This is a genomic window from Bradyrhizobium liaoningense, assembly GCF_018130785.1.
GTDB lineage: Bacteria > Pseudomonadota > Alphaproteobacteria > Rhizobiales > Xanthobacteraceae > Bradyrhizobium > Bradyrhizobium liaoningense_A.
In genome coordinates this window covers 58,588-75,405 of the sequence record NZ_JAFCJT010000018.1, presented here as the reverse complement: position 1 = coordinate 75,405, position 16,818 = coordinate 58,588, and the positions used below count along the sequence as shown (strand labels likewise).

The window sequence follows — 16,818 nt, the reverse complement described above, 5'->3', positions numbered from 1 at the left end:
TTGATGCTTGAAATTACAGGCTGTGACGGCGGTGGTGCTCGTTGATGGCGATCCACACCCGCTCCGGCGTCGCCGGCATGTCGATGTGGTCGATCTTGTATTCGCGCCAGAGCCCGTCGACGATGGCGTTGACGACGGCTGGACAGGAGCCGATCGCGCCGGCCTCGCCTGCCCCCTTCACGCCCAGCGGATTGGTCGTGCAGGGAACGTTGCTGGTCTCGAACACGAAGGCCGGGCCGTCCGCCGCGCGCGGCAGCGCGTAGTCCATGAAGGTCGCGGTGATGAGCTGGCCGTCACCGGGGCCATAGACCACCTGCTCCATCAGCGCCTGGCCGATGCCCTGCATGGCGCCGCCATGCACCTGGCCCGCCAGAAGCAGCGGATTGAGCGTCTTGCCGAAATCGTCGACGATCACGTAGTTGACGATCTTGATGATGCCGGTCGCCGGGTCGATCTCGACCTCCGCCAGATGCGTGCCGTTCGGATAGGTGCCGTCGGCGCTGGCAAAGGTCGCGCTGCCGTTGAGCTTCGATGGATCGGCGCTCCCGCGCTTGGCGAGATCGGCGAACGACATCGAACGGTCGGTGCCGGCAATCCGCACGACGCCGTCGGAGAGTTCGAGGTCGCCGGCACTGGCTTCCAGCGCCTGCGCCGCGATCTCCTTCAGCTTCTGCCCAAGCTCGCGCGTTGCGCGCTCGACGCTGACGCCGCCTGACGGGATCGAGGCCGAGCCGCCGGTGCCGAGCCCCGTGGCGATCTCGTCGGTGTCGCCCTGGCGCACGTGCACGCGCTCCGGAGGCAGACCGAACTGTTCGGCAACGATCTGTGCATAGGCCGTTTGGTGGCCCTGCCCGCTCGACTGTGTGCCGATCAGAACGGTGACGTCGCCGCTGGGATCGAGCCGCACATTGGCGGTCTCCTCGCCCATCACGCCGCAGATCTCGACATAGCTCGCTAGCCCAATGCCGCGGATCAGACCATTCTTCTTGGCCGCCTTGGCGCGCTTTCCAAACTCCTTCCACTCGCCGATCTCCATCGCGCGCTTGAGATGCGCGGCGAAGTCGCCGGAATCATAGACCTTGCCCGTGGCCGTCTTGTAAGGCAGCGCCTTCGGCGGAATGAAGTTCTTGCGGCGGATGGCGTCCGGCGTCATGTCGAGTTTTCGCGCGCACGCGTCCACGAGGCGTTCGATGACGTAAGCGGCCTCGGGCCGCCCCGCACCGCGATAGGCATCGACCGGCACGCTGTTGGTGAAGATGGTGCGCACCCGGCAGTGGAAGGCCTGGATGTCATAGAGGCCCGGCAGCATGCCGGCGCCACCATGCGGAATGTAGGGCCCGAAGGTCGACAGATACGCGCCCATGTCGCCCATCAGGTCGCAATCCATCGCGAGGAATTTGCCATCCTCGGCCAGCGCCATCTTCGCGGTGGTGACGTTGTCGCGGCCCTGCGCATCGCCCATGAAGTGCTCGGTGCGGTCGGCCGCCCATTTCACCGCCTTCTTCAGCTGCCGCGCAGCGACCGCCATCAGGGCGTATTCGCGGTACGGAAACAGCTTTGTGCCGAAACCGCCGCCGACGTCGGGGCAGATCACCCGCATCTTGTCGGTGGGGATATTGAGCACGTTCTGGCACAGGATGTCGCGCAGGCGATGGCTGCCCTGGCTGCCGACCGTCAGCGTCAGATGATCGCGCTTTGCGTCGTATTCGCAGACCGCCGCGCGCGCCTCCATGAAGCTCGCGACCACGCGCGGATTGACGATGGCGATCTCGGCCACCGCATGCGCCTTGGCAAAGGCCACTTCAGTCGCGGCCTTGTCGCCGATCGAGACGTCGAACAGCACGTTGCCGGCCTTGTCGGGCCAGACCTGCGGCGCGCCCTTCTTCACGGCGTTGACGACGCCGGTCACCGCCGGCAGCGGGCTCCATTTGACGTCGATCGCCTCGATCGCGTCGCGGGCCTGGTCGATGGTGTCGGCGACGACGAAGGCGATGGAATCGCCGACATGCCGCACCTCGTCCCTGGCGAGGATCGGGTAAGGCGGGCCGGTGAACGGATCGGTCTCGAGATTGAACAGGCAGGGCAAATTGCCGAGGTCTTTGACATCATCGCCGGTCAGGATCAGCGCGACGCCGGGGAGCCCGCGGGCGCGGCTCGCATCGATGGTGAATTTGGCATGCGCGTGCGGCGAGCGCAGCATCAGGCAGCGCAGAGCAGCCTGCGGCGCGTAATCGTCGGTATAGCGGCCCTTGCCGCGGATGAGCGCGTCATCCTCCTTGCGCAGCACGCTTTGGCCAACGCCGAACTTGATGGGAGCCGCCATGGTCTTGTCCCGTCCTATGGTTGTTTTGCGGACCATATTGCCGTGGAAAAAGTGGCAAGGCAAACGGGTTTAGACGGGCATTGTCAGTGAAAGATCGCTCCCGACCCGGCGGGCGTCCTCGGCGCGCTCCCCCTGCGGCCCACATCAAGCATATTGATCGCGCCGTCCAGCGTCAGCCGATGGCAGCAAAGCGGATGTTTTTGCGCCGCTTTGAGAGGGCGGCCATTGACCCGCTCGGACATTCTCAACAGCCGGCCGATCGGGACGAGCCGGCCGGCTGCGCGAATCAACGGACGTGCGTCGTTCAGGGACGAACGCGGATAATCGTATTCCCCTTACGTCGCTCGGTCGGATTTAAGGCGGCGACGGCATCGTCGAGGGTCGAGACGTTGCCGATGTTTGTCCGCAGTCGTCCATCCCGCACCCGCTGGACGATCTCACTCAGTTGGGCACGATCAGCCTCGACGACGAAGTCGATGGCCAGCCCGTTGGAAGGCCGCGCCTCCGCCGGCCCGACGATGGACACCAGTGTTCCCCCGGCTCGAATGAGTCCTGCGGATCGCTTCTGGATGTCACCACCGATGATATCGAACACCAGATCGACTTCACCGATGTCCTCCAGCGCGTCGTTGTCGAGGTCGACGAACTCCTTCGCCCCGAGGTCGAGCACTGTCTGACGATCGGCGGCACGTCCGGTACCAATGACGTAGGCTCCGGCCGCTCGTGCGAGTTGCGTCACCATGGACCCGACTGCGCCGGCCGCCCCGTGTGCCAGCACGCTCTGCCCCGCCTGAAGGCGACCGTGCTGGAACAGCCCTTGCCACGCGGTGAGGCCCGAGATCGGCAGGCTCGCACCGACGGTAAAGTCGACGTCGCCCGGAAGCGGCGCAAGGTTGCGCGCCTCGATTGCCACGTACTCGGCCAGCGCGCCGTCGCGATACCAGTCCGCGAGGCCGAACACCCGTTGTCCCACCGACAGCCCCGTCGTTCCATATCCAAGGGCGGAGACCAGTCCGGCCAGTTCGTGGCCAGGGATCGACGGCGTTCGGTCGCGATCAAGGCGATCGGCCCAGCTCGAGGGCCACGCAAGCTCAGTCGGGATAAATCTCGACGCATGAACCTGGACGACGACATCGTTTATCGCTGCCTGCGGCTCGGGCCGGTGCATCAGCTTCATGCCGGCCGTTCCCGCGGCTTGCTCCGTCACAACGATCGCCTTCATGGAATTTTCTCCTTGGTCATTTGTCTCTTCGATGGAAATGTGAGGAAGCGCGCACCAGCCGGCTTTCCACAAAATGCCAGGCAGCGTGGAACTCCTGTCTCCGTGTCAGCGATACTGACCGGGACTTCCGCTAAGCCCCATGGATCGGGCTCGCTCCGATCCATGGTCGTAGCGAGTAGATGCGTTGCGCATTGCTATAAAAAAGTACCAAGGTTGACGATTTTGACTGTACCAGCCGATGCCGTGATGTCGGCGTTGAGAACGCGAGCCGACGAGAATCGCAAAACCGGGCTTGGCAAGTTGCTGCCGCGCTTCCGGCTCTCCAACTGAGACTGCCTCGTGATGTCTCGCTAAGGTCGACTGCTAGCCCTTAGCCAAAGCGCACTGACGTCTACAGCGGGCTCGCCTTTCGTGGGCAGAGCAGACATGACTAATCTCTTGGGACGCGTCTAGCCGCGCACCAGCGAGACCAGCCAGCGGCGGCCGAACAGGATGAGGATCGCGAGCGCGTAGACGATCGTGCCTCCGACAGCCAACAAGGCCAGTGTCAGTTCGTCGTGGAAGCGCACCGAAGCCAGAGACGAAGCGCTAAAGTGCGCGATCAGCCAGAAGGCGGCCGCCATAATGACTCCGGTCAGCAGGAATTTGGCGAGCGACATCAGCCAGGCGCGGTCCAGCACGAGAAAGCCTCGCCGCACGGCAAAGAAGAGGACCAGCAGCAGATTGGTCCAGATCCCGACGGCGGTCGCAAGCGCAAGGCCGATCTGGGCAAGCGTCCCCATCAACGCGAACTTCAGCGCGACGTTGACGGCGATGCCGGTCAGCGACGCGCGGACCGGCGTCGCCGTATCCTTGCGCGCGTAGAAGGTTGCGACCGCACTGCGGATCAGCACAGCCGGTATCAAGGCAATCGCATAGGCCGCGAGCGTTGCACCGGCGGCGGCCGCGTCCGCCCTCGAGAAGGCGCCGTGGGCAAACAATGCGCGCATGATTGCGTCGGGAACCGTGATGAAGGCCGCGACGAAGGGCACCGAGAACAGCAGCGTGAAGTCGAACGCCCGGCGCTGCGCTTTCATCGCCCCGTCTTGGTCGTTGGCCGTGATCCGCCGCGACATCTCGGGCAGCAACACCGTGCCGATCGCGATGCCGATCACGCCGATCGGCAGCTGATACAGCCGGTCGGCATAATAGAGCGCCGACAGCGCGCCGGCGGGCAGGAAGGTCGCAATGATCGTGTCGGCGAACATCGCCACCTGCGTGCCCATCGAGCCCAGCGTCGCCGGACCGAGCGCCTTGAAGAAGCCGCGCACGTCTTCGTCGAGCTTGAGCGGTGCAAAGCGCGGCAGGCCGCCATGGCGGGCGAGATCGCCCGCCAGCAGGAAATATTGCAGGAAGCCCGAAATCAGGACGCCCCACGCCGCGGCGTGGCCTGCGCTGGGAAACCATGCGGCCAGCGCCAGCGTCATCATCATGGAGACGTTGAGGAAGATCGACGCGGCGGCGGCGCTGGCAAAGCGCTGCATCACGTTGAGCATGCCGCCATAGAGCGTCACCAGCGTGATCAGCAGCAGATAGGGAAAGGTGATCCGGGTCAGTTCGATCGCGAGCTTGCGCTGCTCGGCATCCTCGGAAAAGCCCGGCGCCAAAATGCTCATGGCCTGCGGCATGAACAGCCATGCGACGATCAGCAGCAGAACTTGCGAGGCCAGCAGCAGCGTGAAGATGCGGTCGGCGAACAGTTTTGCCGCCCCCTCCCCGCGCTCGCCATGGACATGGGCATAGGCCGGCACCCAGGCGGCGTTGAAGGCGCCCTCGGCGAAGATCGCGCGGAAATGATTGGGAAGCCGCAGCGCCACGAAAAAGGCGTCGGCCACGGGGCCGGCGCCCAGGATCGCCGCGAGCATGATGTCGCGGGCAAATCCCGTCAGCCGCGAGAGCAGGGTGTAACCACCGACCGTGAAGATGCGTCCGAGCATGCGTCTGTTTTAGAGCATGGCGAGATTAGGTCTAGGTGCTAGCCGCAAGGAAGGTTTGCTCCCTCCCCTGCTTGCGGGCAGGGTAATCGCACACAAGGTGTGCGCTAGACGTGCCGACAGTCTCCACAGCGTCATGGCCGGGCTTGTCCCGGCCATCCACGCCTTGCCGCGCACACAAAGAACGTGGATGCCCGGGACAAGCCCGGGCATGACGACCAGCGCAGTAAAACGGCGAAATCAGCCCGCGATCGCGCCGCGCACGGCGGCGATGATTCGTTCCTGGTCGGCTTCGGTCAGGTAGGCGTGCATCGGCAGGCTGATGACGTCCTGCGACAAGCTCTCACAGCCCGGCAGGCCGCCGTCGGCCACCGGATACTGCTTGTAGGCGGTCTGCTGGTGCATCGACTTGCCGTAATAGATCGCGGTCGGCACCCCCTGGGCCTTCAACGCGGCGGCAAAGCCCTCGCGGTCGGTGCCCTCCGGAAGACGGATGGTGTACTGCGCCCAGACCGAGGTGTTGCCCGGTGCGAGGCGCGGCACAGTCACAACATTGGACAGGCCACGCGCGTAGCGCTCCGCGACCTTGTTGCGGGCGACGATCTCGTCGTCGAAGATCTTCAGCTTCTCGATCAGGATCGCGGCCTGCATGGTGTCGAGCCGGCCGGTCAGGCCGAGGCGGACGTTGTCGTATTTGTCGACGCCCTGCCCGTGCACGCGGATGCTGCGCAGCGTCGCGGCAAGCTCATCGTCATCGGTGAAGATTGCGCCGCCGTCGCCGAAGCAGCCGAGCGGCTTTGCCGGGAAGAAGCTGGTCGCGGTGGCGAGCCCGAGGGTGCCGAGCTTGCGGCCCTTGTAGCTTGCGCCAAAGCCCTGTGCGGCGTCGTCGAGCACGAACAGGCCTTCGGCCTTGGCGATCTCGGCGATGGAATCGTGATCGGCGGGCTGGCCGAACAGATCGACCGGAATCACCGCGACCGGCTTGAGGCCGGCCTTGCGGGCGGTCGCGATGCCGCGCTTCAGCGACTCCGGGCTCATGTTGAAAGTGGCTTCATCGACATCGACGTAAACAGGCGTCGCGCCGGTCCGCGCCACCGGCGATGCGGTTGCGATGAAGGTGAAGGACGGGCACAGCACGGCATCGCCGGGGCCGACATTCTTCGCCATCATGACCATCAGAATGGCATCGGTGCCGCTGGCGCAGCCGATGACGTGCTTGGCGCCGCTATAGGCCGCGAGCTGCTTCTCGAGCTCGACGACCTCGGGGCCGTTGACGAACTGGCAGTGGTCGAGGACGCGCTTGACCGCTGCATCGAGCGAGTCGCCGAGCCGGCGCCGCTGCGAGGCGACGTCGATGAAGGGAATGGGTTCGGAACGCAGATGCTGGTTCATGGCGCCTTGCGAAGTTTGAGAAGTCGACATGGAAAGGGATCAGCCGGCGACGCGGCGCGGGCCTGTGCGGGCGGGTGCCTTGGCCGCGGGCCGCGACGGCGTTTCCAGGCACCGCGTGGCGATCTCGAGGCTGGCGACGCCCTCGTCGCCGGTGACCGCCGGCGTCTCGCCGTTGCGGACGGCCTGCAGGAACGCGATCAGCTCGGCGCGGAGCGGCTCATCATGGCCGACCGGCAGATGCCGCATCGAATAGCTGCCGTCCGGCTTGAAGCCGAAGCATTCGGTGACCTGGCGCGTGAGCAGATCGCCCATCACGTATTTGCCGCGGGTCGCGACCGTGACGCTGCGCGCCTTGAACGGCGTCAGCCAGTTGGTGTTGATGTGCGCGAGCACGCCGTTGGCGGTGCGGAACTGCAAGAGCGCGATGTCCTCGCGCTCGGCGACCGCGCTCGACAATTGCGGCTGCACTTCGACGATGTCGGATTCGGTGAACCAGCGGATCAAATCGATGTCGTGCACGGCGAGGTCGATGACGACGCCGACATTGGACATGCGCGGCGGGAACGGGCCGACGCGGGTGATCGCGATGGAGAGGATGTCTTCGCCTGCGATCGCCTGCTTGACGGCGGCGACCGCCGGATTGAAGCGCTCGACATGACCGATCATCAGCGTCACGCCGGCCTTTTGCGCGGCGGCGACGATCTCGCGGCCCTCTTCAACCGTGGACGCGATCGGCTTTTCCACCAGAACGTGGATGTTCTTGGCGATGCAGGCGAGCGCGACCTCGTGATGAAGGTGGGTCGGCGCGGCGATGGTGACGGCGTCGACGCCTTCGGCGAAGAGCTGGTCGAGCGTCTCGAAACCCTGGCAGCTGGCAAGCTCGATGGTCCGCGCCAGGTGCGCGGGCGACGGATCGACCACACCGACGAGGCTGACGCCCGGAAGACCGCTAAGCACGCGCGCGTGGTTGCTGCCCATCACGCCCGCGCCAATGACGCCAACGCGCAAGCCGGCCTTTGCCGGTGCAAACCCTTTGGAACTCATCTGAGCAAACCTCGATTCAACGCAAATCCCCGGGCCGCTTCTAGCACGGGCGCCACATTTGTGGCGAATGCCGACCTGACGGTCCGGACACGATTTGATTCAAAAAGTTACACGTTCCCCGGGCCTTAACCGGAAAAGAGACCGCCTTTTCGGCCCGGGTCGCGTGATTCAGAGGTTGCTGGTTACGACCTTTGATAGTCGTCTTCAATCCGGATGATGTCGTCTTCCCCGAGATAGCTTCCAGTCTGGACCTCGATGAGTTCCAGCATGATTTTACCGGGGTTCTCCATTCGGTGCACCGCGCCCATCGGGATGTAGATGGACTCGTTCTCGTGCACCGTCTTCACGGTCTCGTTGACGGTCACCCGGGCGGCGCCGCGAACGACAATCCAGTGCTCGGCGCGATGATGGTGCTTCTGGAGCGACAGCCGCCCGCCCGGCTTGACCACGATGCGCTTGACCTGATGGCGCTCGCCATTGTCGACGGACTGGTAGCTGCCCCAGGGCCGGTGCACCTTGAGATGCTCCTCGGTGACCTTCGGCGCGACCGCCTTGAGCTTGGTCACCAGGCGCTTCAGGCCGTTGGCATCCTTCTGGCGCGACACCAGCACTGCATCCGCGGTCGCGACCACGACGAGATCGTCGACGCCTTCGAGCGCGACCAGCGCATGATCCGTCGTGACGTTGCAGTTGCGCGAATCCTCGAACACAGCGGTGCCATGTGCCGAGTTGCCTTGCGTGTCCTTGTCGGACAATTCCCACACGGCGCGCCAGGAGCCGACGTCGGACCAGCCGCAGGACACCGGCACGACCGCGGCGCGCGAGGTCTTCTCCATCACCGCGTAGTCGATCGAGATCGCCTTCGCCGCGCCGAACGCCTCGGGCTCCAGCGTCACGAAGCCGAGGTCGCGGCCGGCATTGGTGACAGCATTGGAAATCGTCTCCACGCTCGCCGCGTCGACCTTGCGGTACTCGTCGAGCAGGACGCTCGCCGGGAACATGAAGTTGCCGCTGTTCCAGAGATAGCCCGAATTGACGTAGTCGGCCGCCTTCACGGCATCAGGCTTCTCGACGAAGCGCGCGACCGCGTGCACCTCGCCGGAGATCACTTCCCCCGGGCTGATATAGCCGTATTCGGTCGCCGGCCGCTCCGGCTTGACGCCGAAGGTGACGATGCGTCCGGCGCTCGCGGCGGTGAGGCCTTCGCGGCAGGCGGCCACGAAGGCGGCGCTGTCCTGCACCACGTGGTCGGCGGCGAGCGCGAGCACGATCGCCTCACTGGAGCGGTTCTGCGCGAACACCGCGCCCGCGGCGATCGCGGGGCCGGAATCGCGGCGCATCGGCTCGAGGATGACGTCGGCCTCGATGCCGATCTCGGCGAGCTGCTCCAGCACCATGAAGCGATAGGATGCATTGGTGATGACGATCGGACGATCGAACAGCGAAGCGTCGGAGACACGCAGCAGCGTGTCCTGGAAGGTCGAGCGCGTGCCGAACAGCGGCAGGAACTGCTTGGGGCGCACCTCGCGCGAAGCCGGCCAAAGCCGCGTGCCGGCACCGCCGCACATGATCAGGGGGATAATGCGTTTGTCCATCGTCATTTCAAACCTTGAAGTAGTCCCGATACCAGGTGACAAAATTACGAACCCCGTGCGCGATCGGCGTTGACGGTGCAAAGCCGGTGTCGCGCATCAGATCCTCGACATCCGCGAACGTTTCCAAAACGTCTCCCGGCTGCATCGGCAGCAATTCTTTGATCGCCGTCCGATCCAGCTCCCGCTCCAGAAGTCCGACGACATGCATCAGCTCTTCCGGACGGTGGTTGCCGACATTGTAGACCTTAGACGGCGCATTTGCGGCAGCCGGGTCATCCGCGGGCACCCGATCGATGAGCTTGGACACTACACGGGTGACGTCGTCAATATAGGTGAAGTCGCGGCGCATTTTGCCATGGTTAAAGAGCCGGATCGGTTTGCCGGCCACGATGGCGTTCACAAACAGAAACAGGGCCATGTCCGGCCGTCCCCACGGGCCGTAGATGGTGAAGAAGCGCAGGCCCGTGACCGGCAGGCGGTAGAGATGGCTGTAGGACTGCGCCATCAATTCGTTCGCCTTCTTGGTCGCGGCATAGAAGCTCACGGGATGATCGGTCCGGTCCTGCACGGCAAATGGCAGTTTAGTGTTGGCGCCATAAACGGAGGATGACGAGGCGTAGACGAGATGACGACAAGAATTGTTGCGGCAGCCCTCCAGCACGTTGAGAAAGCCCGCCAGATTGGAATCGGCGTAAGCGTGCGGATGGTCGATCGAGTAGCGCACGCCCGCCTGCGCCGCGAGATGCACGACTTTGGCAAATCGGTGTCGCGCAAACAGTGCCGCGATAGTCTCGCGGTCGGCAAGATCCGCCTCGACGAAGGCGAAGCGGGAATCGTTCCGAAGCAGCGCCAAGCGTGCCTGTTTCAGCGCCGGATCGTAATAGCTGTTGAGATTGTCAAGTCCGACCACGGGCCGGCCCTCGGCCAGAAGCTGCCGGGCGACGTGAAAGCCGATGAACCCGGCGGCTCCCGTGACCAAAATCGCCTGATCCGTCATCCTGTTCCCAAGCGATGTGTTCCCACGGGATGCCCAAGCCGGTCCCGCGGCGCCTCTTTAGCCGCGGTATCGAGGGGGTCGCAATAGCTCCGCCGCTGTTCATTACCTCTCTTGATCACCGCTATTGCAAGATCGGCGCCAAAACCATACCAAAGCGGCCGAATTCGGCGCTCGCGTCGGGTTGCCTCAAATCTTCGCAAACCCTGTTCATGCGGGCGAGATGCGCCGAATCCTGCTTTCGACGGCCAAAATCCTGATTTCCGGAGCGCTGCTCTACCTGGCGCTGCGCAAGGTCGATCTGTCCGAGCTGCTTTCGCGCCTCACCGCGACCAGCCTGTTCTGGATCGCCATGGCGATCGCGGTCACGTTCCTGCAAATCTTCGTCGGCGTGTTGCGCTGGCGCGAGATCAGCGCCGAATGCGGCGCGCCGCTCGAGCTCGGCCGCGCCATGCGCTACAACGTGATCGGCGCGTTCTTCAACCAGACGCTGCCGTCTGCGATCGGCGGCGATGCGGTCCGGTTGTGGCTGGTCGCGCGCGCCGGCGCCGGATGGCGCGCGGCCACCTACTCGATCTTCGTCGACCGCGCGATCGGCCTCGTCGCGCTGGCGATCGTCGTCGTCGCGAGCCTGCCCTGGAGCTACGAGCTCATCACCGATCCGCACGGACGCTCGGCGCTGTTGTTCGTCGACCTCGCGGCGCTCGCAGGCGGGCTCGGTTTCCTGATCTTCGGCGCGCTGAAATGGTCGTGGCTGAAGACCTGGTGGGCCACCCATCACATCCACGCCTGCGCCGTGATCGCCAATCGCGTGATCTTCAACGCCAAGCGCGGACCGATCGTCGCGATCCTGTCGCTCCTGGTTCACGTGCTCGCCGTCGTCATTGCGTGGTGCGTGGTGCAGTCGATCGCCGCGCCGGTCAGCTTCGGTCAGACATTCCTCCTCATTCCGCCGATCATGCTGATCACCCTGATGCCGATCTCGATCGCCGGCTGGGGCGTGCGCGAGGCGACGATGGGCCTGGCCTTCGGTTTCGCCGGGCTTTCCGCCAATGAAGGCGTCAACGTCTCGCTGCTGTTCGGCGCCGTGCTCTTCATCGTCGGCGCGATCGGCGGCCTGGTCTGGATCCTCAGCGCGGAGAAGGCCGCGCAAGGGTCGGCGCCGCTCGGAGTGCCGGAGTGAGCCCTGCCATCGATGCTGTTGCCGCCATGCCCTCGCTGCTTGCCGTCGCGGTCGCTGCGCTGATGTCGGCCCTCATCACCTGGACCAGCCGTCCCCTGCTCCAGCGCTACGCCCTGGCGCGGCCCAATGCGCGGTCCTCGCATCGGATCCCGACCCCGCAGGGCGCCGGCATCGCGGTGATCACCACCACGCTGCTGGTCGCATCCGCCTGGGCCGCCTGGGCGAACGTTGCGATCCCGCCGGCGCTGGTCATTGCAACGATCGTGATCGCGCTGGTCGGATTCGCCGACGACATCGTGTCGCTGCCCGTGCTGGTGCGGCTCGCGCTGCAAGCTGCCTGCGTCGGCGCGATCGTGTTCACCGCGCCCGAGACCGCGCGCATCGTGCCGGCGCTGCCGCTTCCGCTCGAGCGCGGCCTCATCCTGCTCGCAGGCGTCTGGTTCGTGAACCTCGTCAACTTCATGGACGGGCTGGACCTGATGACGGTTGCGGAAGTCGTGCCGGTCACCGCGGCGCTGCTGCTGCTGGGACTGCTCGGTGATCTCTCGTGGCCGGCCGCGCTGATCGCCACGGCGCTGTGCGGCGCCATGCTCGGTTTTGCGCCGTTCAACAAGCCGGTCGCAAAGGTATTCTTGGGCGATGTCGGCAGCCTGCCGATCGGCCTTCTGCTCGGCTGGTGCCTGCTGGAGCTCGCCTGGCATGGGCAGCCAGCTGCGGCGCTGCTGCTGCCGGCCTATTACCTCGTGGATTCCACCATCACGCTGTTTCGGCGCATCGCGCGACGCGAACAATTCTGGTCGGCGCACCGCTCGCACTTCTACCAGCGCGCCACCGACAACGGGTTCTCGGTCCGCCGCGTGATCGGCGAGGTGTTCGCGCTCAATCTGGCGCTGGCAGTGCTTGCCGTCGTCACCGTTCACGCCGGCTCGACGGCGATCACGCTGCTCGCGCTCGTCGCAGGCGCGGTCGCGAGCGCATTCGTGCTGCGCCGCTTCGCTCGCCCTCAGGCGTCCTGAACCGACAGCGCGAGCCGCAGGCCTCGTCGAGGGAGACCGCCGGCTGCCAGCCGGTCGCGATTGCCTTGGCGAGGTTGAGCTCGAGCGAGCCGATCAGGCTGTCATGGTTATCCTGCCGGCCCATCACGCTGAGCAGCGTTGAGAGCAGGTCCGGCGGCATGCCGAACAGCCGCGAGTTCTTGCCGGCCGCCTTGGCCAGCGCTCGATGAATTCGGGCGTCAAGACCTATTCCCTGTCCGCGACCAGGAAGATCTCGAAATTGCTCGCGGGATCGGGATGAGCCAGCCGGCGCGGGATGAACGACGACAGATTCTGCACGGCCAGGAACGCGCGCTGATTGCGGATCGCGCCAAAGGGCAGCGGCAGTCCCAGATTCACCGCACGCGTCAGCAGCGCGAAACTGCCCTTGGCGCCGGCGCCATAGACCAGCGGCGGCCTGATCACCGAGATCTTCATGTCGCCGTCGCGCGCCAGCGTCCTCAAGCCCGCCTCGGCGGCGGCCTTGGACATGCCGTAGAGGCCGCGCGGCGTGAGGATGTCCTCCTCGCTGAACGGCGCGCGGCCTTCATTGCTGCGGCCGTGCACGAGAACGGTGCTGACGAACATGCACTGGCGCACGCCCGCCGTCGCCGCCGGGCGCGCGAGGTGCAGAGTTCCAGCGATGTTGACGTTGCGGTACAGCTGGACCGCGTGCTCCTCGTGCTTGTGATGCACGCGCGCGCGGCGAGATGGACCACCGCGTCGACGCCTTCGAGCGCGGCCCGCCAATCGGTATCGGACCGATCGATTCGATCACGACCTCGTCGTCGATACGATACCCTAAGGGCTGCGGACGGCACGGTGGACCGACCATCCTTAGCGCGCCAGCTCAGGCGCGACATGACGGCCGACGAAGCCGCTCGCCCCTGTCACCAACACGACCGGCTTTTCGTTCGCTCATCGTTGCTCCGCCAGATCGGGGTTGCGCAGCAATTCGTCGACCAGCCCGGCATAGGCATTCATCGCAGTCGTCCGGTCGAATCTCGCTGCCGCCTTCACCGCGCGTTCGGCCATGGCGGCGGCGTCGCAACGGGATGCCGCGCGGATTGCGTCTGCGAGCTGATCGGCGCGGCCCGGCGTCGCGACCCAGCCGAGCCCGTTCTCCACCACCGTCAACGCAGCCTCGGCCTCCGGCTCGGAGATCAGCGCCACGGGACGGCCGACCGCCAGCAGATTGTAGAACCGGCTCGGCACCGACACCCCCGCCGCGTCCTTCCGGTACGGAATGATCCAGAGATTGGCAGCCGCCAGGAAGGCCTCAAGCTCGGCAACCTCGACCCGCGCCACGAAGGACACATTCGGCAAGTTCGCTTCGGCCTGCAACTGCTTCAGCCGCTCGAAGCCGATGCCCCATCCGGACAGCAGGAAGTGGATGTCCGGCTCGTCCTTCAAAAGGCGTGCCGCCTCGAACACGATGTCTGGATCATGGGTGAAGCCGAGATTGCCCGACAGGCCGACAACGAAGTGCGCGGAAAGCGCTTTGCGGAACGGATTGTCCTGCGACAGGGGACCTGCCGCAGGTACGAGCGTCGCCCAGTTCGGGATGAAGCGGATCTTGTTTCGCGTCATGCCGGAATAGCTCAAGAGCCGCCGCTCCGCATCGCGGCCGATGGTGATGACGGCATTGAGCGCGCGAAACATCAGGCTGTTGGCCGCACGCATCGTCCGCGTCACGAACGAGCCGGGCTTCAGGATTTCCGCCATCACCAGCACGTCGGGGAAGAGGTCGTGCATGATCAGCGCTGAGCGCGCGCCCCTGTATCTTGCTGCCGCCGCCACCGCATAAGGCAGCATGAACGGTGCGGTGACGGTGAGCACGACGTCCCCTGCCTTAAATTCCCGGATCAGTGCGAAGAATGTGCGCGCCGCGAACAGCAGCTCGGACAATCCACGCCGCACCAGCGCGGCCTTTCCCCTCCGGTTCTTGATGGCAATCACGCGCGGCTTGCCTGGGCCAGTTTGCGACGCCGGCAATTCGCCGGGCGAGCCCGACAGCACGACGACCTCGTGGTCGACGGCAACGCGGCAGGCGATCTCAGCCATGATCGCCGCGGTCGTGCGCGGATCAGCGGGTAATGCTGGCTCGCGACGACGATCTTGCCTTGAGACTGCATGGTCAAGCCGCAGTCGACCCGAATTCCGGGATCGCATCCTTTAGGATGGCGCGGATGGTGGCGCTATCGTCGCGCATAATCGCCTGCTCCAGCGCTGCGATCCATTTGCGCAAGGTGTGCATCGGCGGCTCATTCGGCTGCGCGGCCATGATGCCGGCGACACCGATCTCGCGGGTCGGCTCTTCGGAGGCGAACAGAATCTCATGCAAGCGTTCGCCCGGCCGCATGCCCGTGAACATGATCTCGATGTCGTAGCCCGGTTGCAAACCGGAGAGACGGATCATGCGCTCGGCGAGATCGACGATCTTCACCGGCTGGCCCATGTTGAGCACGTAAACCGAAACGTCCGAACGCGCGGCGCCGAGCGCATGCGTTGCCGCCGTGATGACGAGATCGCAGGCCTCGCGGATGGTCATGAAGTAGCGGACCATGTCGGGATGCGTCACAGTCACGGGACCGCCGGCTTCGATCTGGGCCTTGAACTTCGGCACCACCGAACCGTTCGACGCCAACACGTTGCCGAACCGAACCGAGATCAGCCGCATCGGCCGCCTGGCGCCGCCGCTGCCTGCGGCAAGATCGTGATCGAGCGCCTGGCAGTACATCTCGGCGAAGCGCTTGGTCAGGCCGAGCATCGACACCGGCTCGATCGCCTTGTCGGTCGAGATCATCACCATTGCCATGGCGCCGGCGGCAAGGGCCGCATCCGCGACGTTGATTGAGCCGAAGATGTTTGTCTTGATACCCTCGCTCCAGTCGCGCTCGAGGATCGGCACATGCTTGAGCGCGGCAGCGTGAAATACAATGTCCGGCTTGAACTCGGCCATCAGGCGCATGATGCGCTCGCGGTCGCGAATGTCGGCAATCCGCCCTTCGATCTCTGCCGCAGCGCTGTGCGCAGCGAGCGCTTCCGTGACCGCATAGAGCGCGGGTTCGGAATTCTCCACAATCAGAAGACGCGCGGCGCCGAAGGCGACGACCCGCTCGCAGATCTCGGAACCGATCGAGCCGCCACCGCCGGTCACGATCACCGCTCTGCCCCTGATCAGGGCTTCGAGGCGCGCATGGTCGATTGTCTCGCTCGGCCGCAACAGGAGGTCCTCGACCGCGACGGCCGTGAGTCGCGGCGTATCGCCGCTCTCCAGCGATGGCATGCGGTTGACGATCACCCCTAACTTGCGCGCTCGCATCAGGATCGATTCCGGATGCGCCTCCGGCTCGAACGCCGACGGCGTCATGATGAGGCGCGCGATCGGCTTGGTGCGCTTGGCGAAGTCGGCGATGACGTCCTCGACATCGTCAAGCCCGCCCAGCACCGGTACGTTGCGGATGAATTGACCGCGATCGGAACTCGACGGCGACAAGACGCCAACCGGCCAGATGCGCTTGATCGCCCCGCTTTCGATGCCGCGCAAAAGCACCTCGGCGTCCGCGGCGCGGCCGATCAGCAGCGTCGGCGCGGCATCCTCGCCCCGCGCATGCCGACGCACCCGCGTATAGCGAAAATAGCGATAGGTTATGCGCGGCGCGCTGAGAAAGGCGATCTCAAGGAACCAGTAGAGGACGATGGTCACCTTGCCGAGGAAGAAGGCGCCGCGGACGTTGGGGGCGACGAAGATGTAGTCGAGCGCCAGGAGGGCAACCGTCAGCACGGTTGTGACGCGGATGATGTTCATCGCGTCGGGCAGCGAAATGAAGCGCCATTTCGTCGTGGTCAGGTTGAACACGAAGAACACGACCATGCTGAAAGCGAGGAAGTAGGGCAGGATCAGGAACAGCAGCGGCAGGCGGTCGAAGAATCCCTCGCCGCCCTCGAATCGCAGATAGAAAGCGACGAACAGCGCCGCCGTGGTCGCCAGCAGGTCGTGGATCGCAATTATGAAATTGCGCAAAGTGAGATGCGAAAGACGCGTCATCCGCCGA

12 protein-coding genes are annotated in these 16,818 nt (G+C 65.0%); 2 read left to right on the top strand and 10 right to left on the bottom strand.

The window, feature by feature from the left end:
* Positions 1-13 precede the first annotated feature (13 nt).
* From JQ627_RS28245 to JQ627_RS28215, 7 genes are all read right to left on the bottom strand, one after another.
* Positions 14-2,323, bottom strand: a complete 2,310-nt coding sequence (locus tag JQ627_RS28245) for a xanthine dehydrogenase family protein molybdopterin-binding subunit (RefSeq protein WP_212487583.1) — start codon at positions 2,321-2,323, stop codon at positions 14-16.
* A 304-nt stretch (positions 2,324-2,627) separates the two neighbouring features.
* Entirely contained in the window at positions 2,628-3,545 is a 918-nt protein-coding gene (locus tag JQ627_RS28240) for an NADP-dependent oxidoreductase (protein WP_212487581.1), read from the bottom strand.
* A gap of 449 nt (positions 3,546-3,994) precedes the next feature.
* Positions 3,995-5,521 (bottom strand): murein biosynthesis integral membrane protein MurJ, encoded by a 1,527-nt coding sequence (gene murJ / locus JQ627_RS28235; RefSeq protein ID WP_212487580.1) that lies wholly within the window; start codon positions 5,519-5,521, stop codon positions 3,995-3,997.
* Positions 5,522-5,758: 237 nt separating this feature from the next.
* Entirely contained in the window at positions 5,759-6,910 is a 1,152-nt protein-coding gene (locus JQ627_RS28230; RefSeq protein ID WP_212487578.1) for a DegT/DnrJ/EryC1/StrS aminotransferase family protein, read from the bottom strand.
* Positions 6,911-6,949: 39 nt separating this feature from the next.
* A complete protein-coding gene (locus JQ627_RS28225; RefSeq protein WP_212487576.1) occupies positions 6,950-7,954 on the bottom strand; it encodes a Gfo/Idh/MocA family protein in 1,005 nt (334 codons plus the stop codon).
* A 182-nt stretch (positions 7,955-8,136) separates the two neighbouring features.
* A complete protein-coding gene (locus JQ627_RS28220) occupies positions 8,137-9,549 on the bottom strand; it encodes a mannose-1-phosphate guanylyltransferase/mannose-6-phosphate isomerase (protein ID WP_212487574.1) in 1,413 nt (470 codons plus the stop codon).
* Between the two features lie 7 nt (positions 9,550-9,556).
* A complete protein-coding gene (locus JQ627_RS28215; RefSeq protein WP_212487572.1) occupies positions 9,557-10,546 on the bottom strand; it encodes an SDR family NAD(P)-dependent oxidoreductase in 990 nt (329 codons plus the stop codon).
* A 220-nt stretch (positions 10,547-10,766) separates the two neighbouring features.
* Here JQ627_RS28215 and JQ627_RS28210 point away from each other — a divergent pair, with 220 nt between their 5' ends.
* A complete protein-coding gene (locus JQ627_RS28210) occupies positions 10,767-11,726 on the top strand; it encodes a lysylphosphatidylglycerol synthase transmembrane domain-containing protein (protein ID WP_212487570.1) in 960 nt (319 codons plus the stop codon).
* Positions 11,723-12,742 (top strand): glycosyltransferase family 4 protein, encoded by a 1,020-nt coding sequence (locus JQ627_RS28205; RefSeq protein ID WP_212487568.1) that lies wholly within the window; start codon positions 11,723-11,725, stop codon positions 12,740-12,742. The genes JQ627_RS28210 and JQ627_RS28205 overlap by 4 nt, the downstream gene beginning before the upstream one ends.
* Positions 12,743-12,967: 225 nt before the next feature.
* Here the strand turns inward: JQ627_RS28205 and JQ627_RS39205 are convergent, their stop codons facing one another.
* The 3 genes from JQ627_RS39205 to JQ627_RS28190 form a co-directional block, all read right to left on the bottom strand.
* The gene (locus JQ627_RS39205) at positions 12,968-13,456 is read right to left on the bottom strand and encodes an NAD-dependent epimerase/dehydratase family protein (protein ID WP_312015815.1); all 489 of its coding nucleotides are present in this window, start codon (positions 13,454-13,456) and stop codon (positions 12,968-12,970) included.
* A 222-nt stretch (positions 13,457-13,678) separates the two neighbouring features.
* Positions 13,679-14,824: a glycosyltransferase family 4 protein gene (locus JQ627_RS28195; protein ID WP_249143446.1), complete on the bottom strand. Its 1,146-nt coding sequence runs from the start codon at positions 14,822-14,824 to the stop codon at positions 13,679-13,681.
* Between the two features lie 73 nt (positions 14,825-14,897).
* On the bottom strand, positions 14,898-16,811 hold the full coding sequence (locus JQ627_RS28190; protein ID WP_212487566.1) for an SDR family NAD(P)-dependent oxidoreductase: 1,914 nt from the start codon (positions 16,809-16,811) through the stop codon (positions 14,898-14,900).
* Between the last annotated feature and the right edge of the window lie 7 nt (positions 16,812-16,818).

Excerpts from the sequence above, each read along its gene's own strand:
- JQ627_RS28245 (WP_212487583.1), bottom strand. The coding sequence starts at position 2,323 with ATGGCGGCTCCCATCAAGTTCGGCGTTGGCCAAAGCGTGCTGCGCAAG.
- JQ627_RS28240 (WP_212487581.1), bottom strand. The coding sequence starts at position 3,545 with ATGAAGGCGATCGTTGTGACGGAGCAAGCCGCGGGAACGGCCGGCATG.
- murJ (WP_212487580.1), bottom strand. The coding sequence starts at position 5,521 with ATGCTCGGACGCATCTTCACGGTCGGTGGTTACACCCTGCTCTCGCGG.
- JQ627_RS28230 (WP_212487578.1), bottom strand. The coding sequence starts at position 6,910 with ATGAACCAGCATCTGCGTTCCGAACCCATTCCCTTCATCGACGTCGCC.
- JQ627_RS28225 (WP_212487576.1), bottom strand. The coding sequence starts at position 7,954 with ATGAGTTCCAAAGGGTTTGCACCGGCAAAGGCCGGCTTGCGCGTTGGC.
- JQ627_RS28220 (WP_212487574.1), bottom strand. The coding sequence starts at position 9,549 with ATGGACAAACGCATTATCCCCCTGATCATGTGCGGCGGTGCCGGCACG.
- JQ627_RS28215 (WP_212487572.1), bottom strand. The coding sequence starts at position 10,546 with ATGACGGATCAGGCGATTTTGGTCACGGGAGCCGCCGGGTTCATCGGC.
- JQ627_RS28210 (WP_212487570.1), top strand. The coding sequence starts at position 10,767 with ATGCGCCGAATCCTGCTTTCGACGGCCAAAATCCTGATTTCCGGAGCG.
- JQ627_RS28195 (WP_249143446.1), bottom strand. The coding sequence starts at position 14,824 with ATGGCTGAGATCGCCTGCCGCGTTGCCGTCGACCACGAGGTCGTCGTG.
- JQ627_RS28190 (WP_212487566.1), bottom strand. The coding sequence starts at position 16,811 with ATGACGCGTCTTTCGCATCTCACTTTGCGCAATTTCATAATTGCGATC.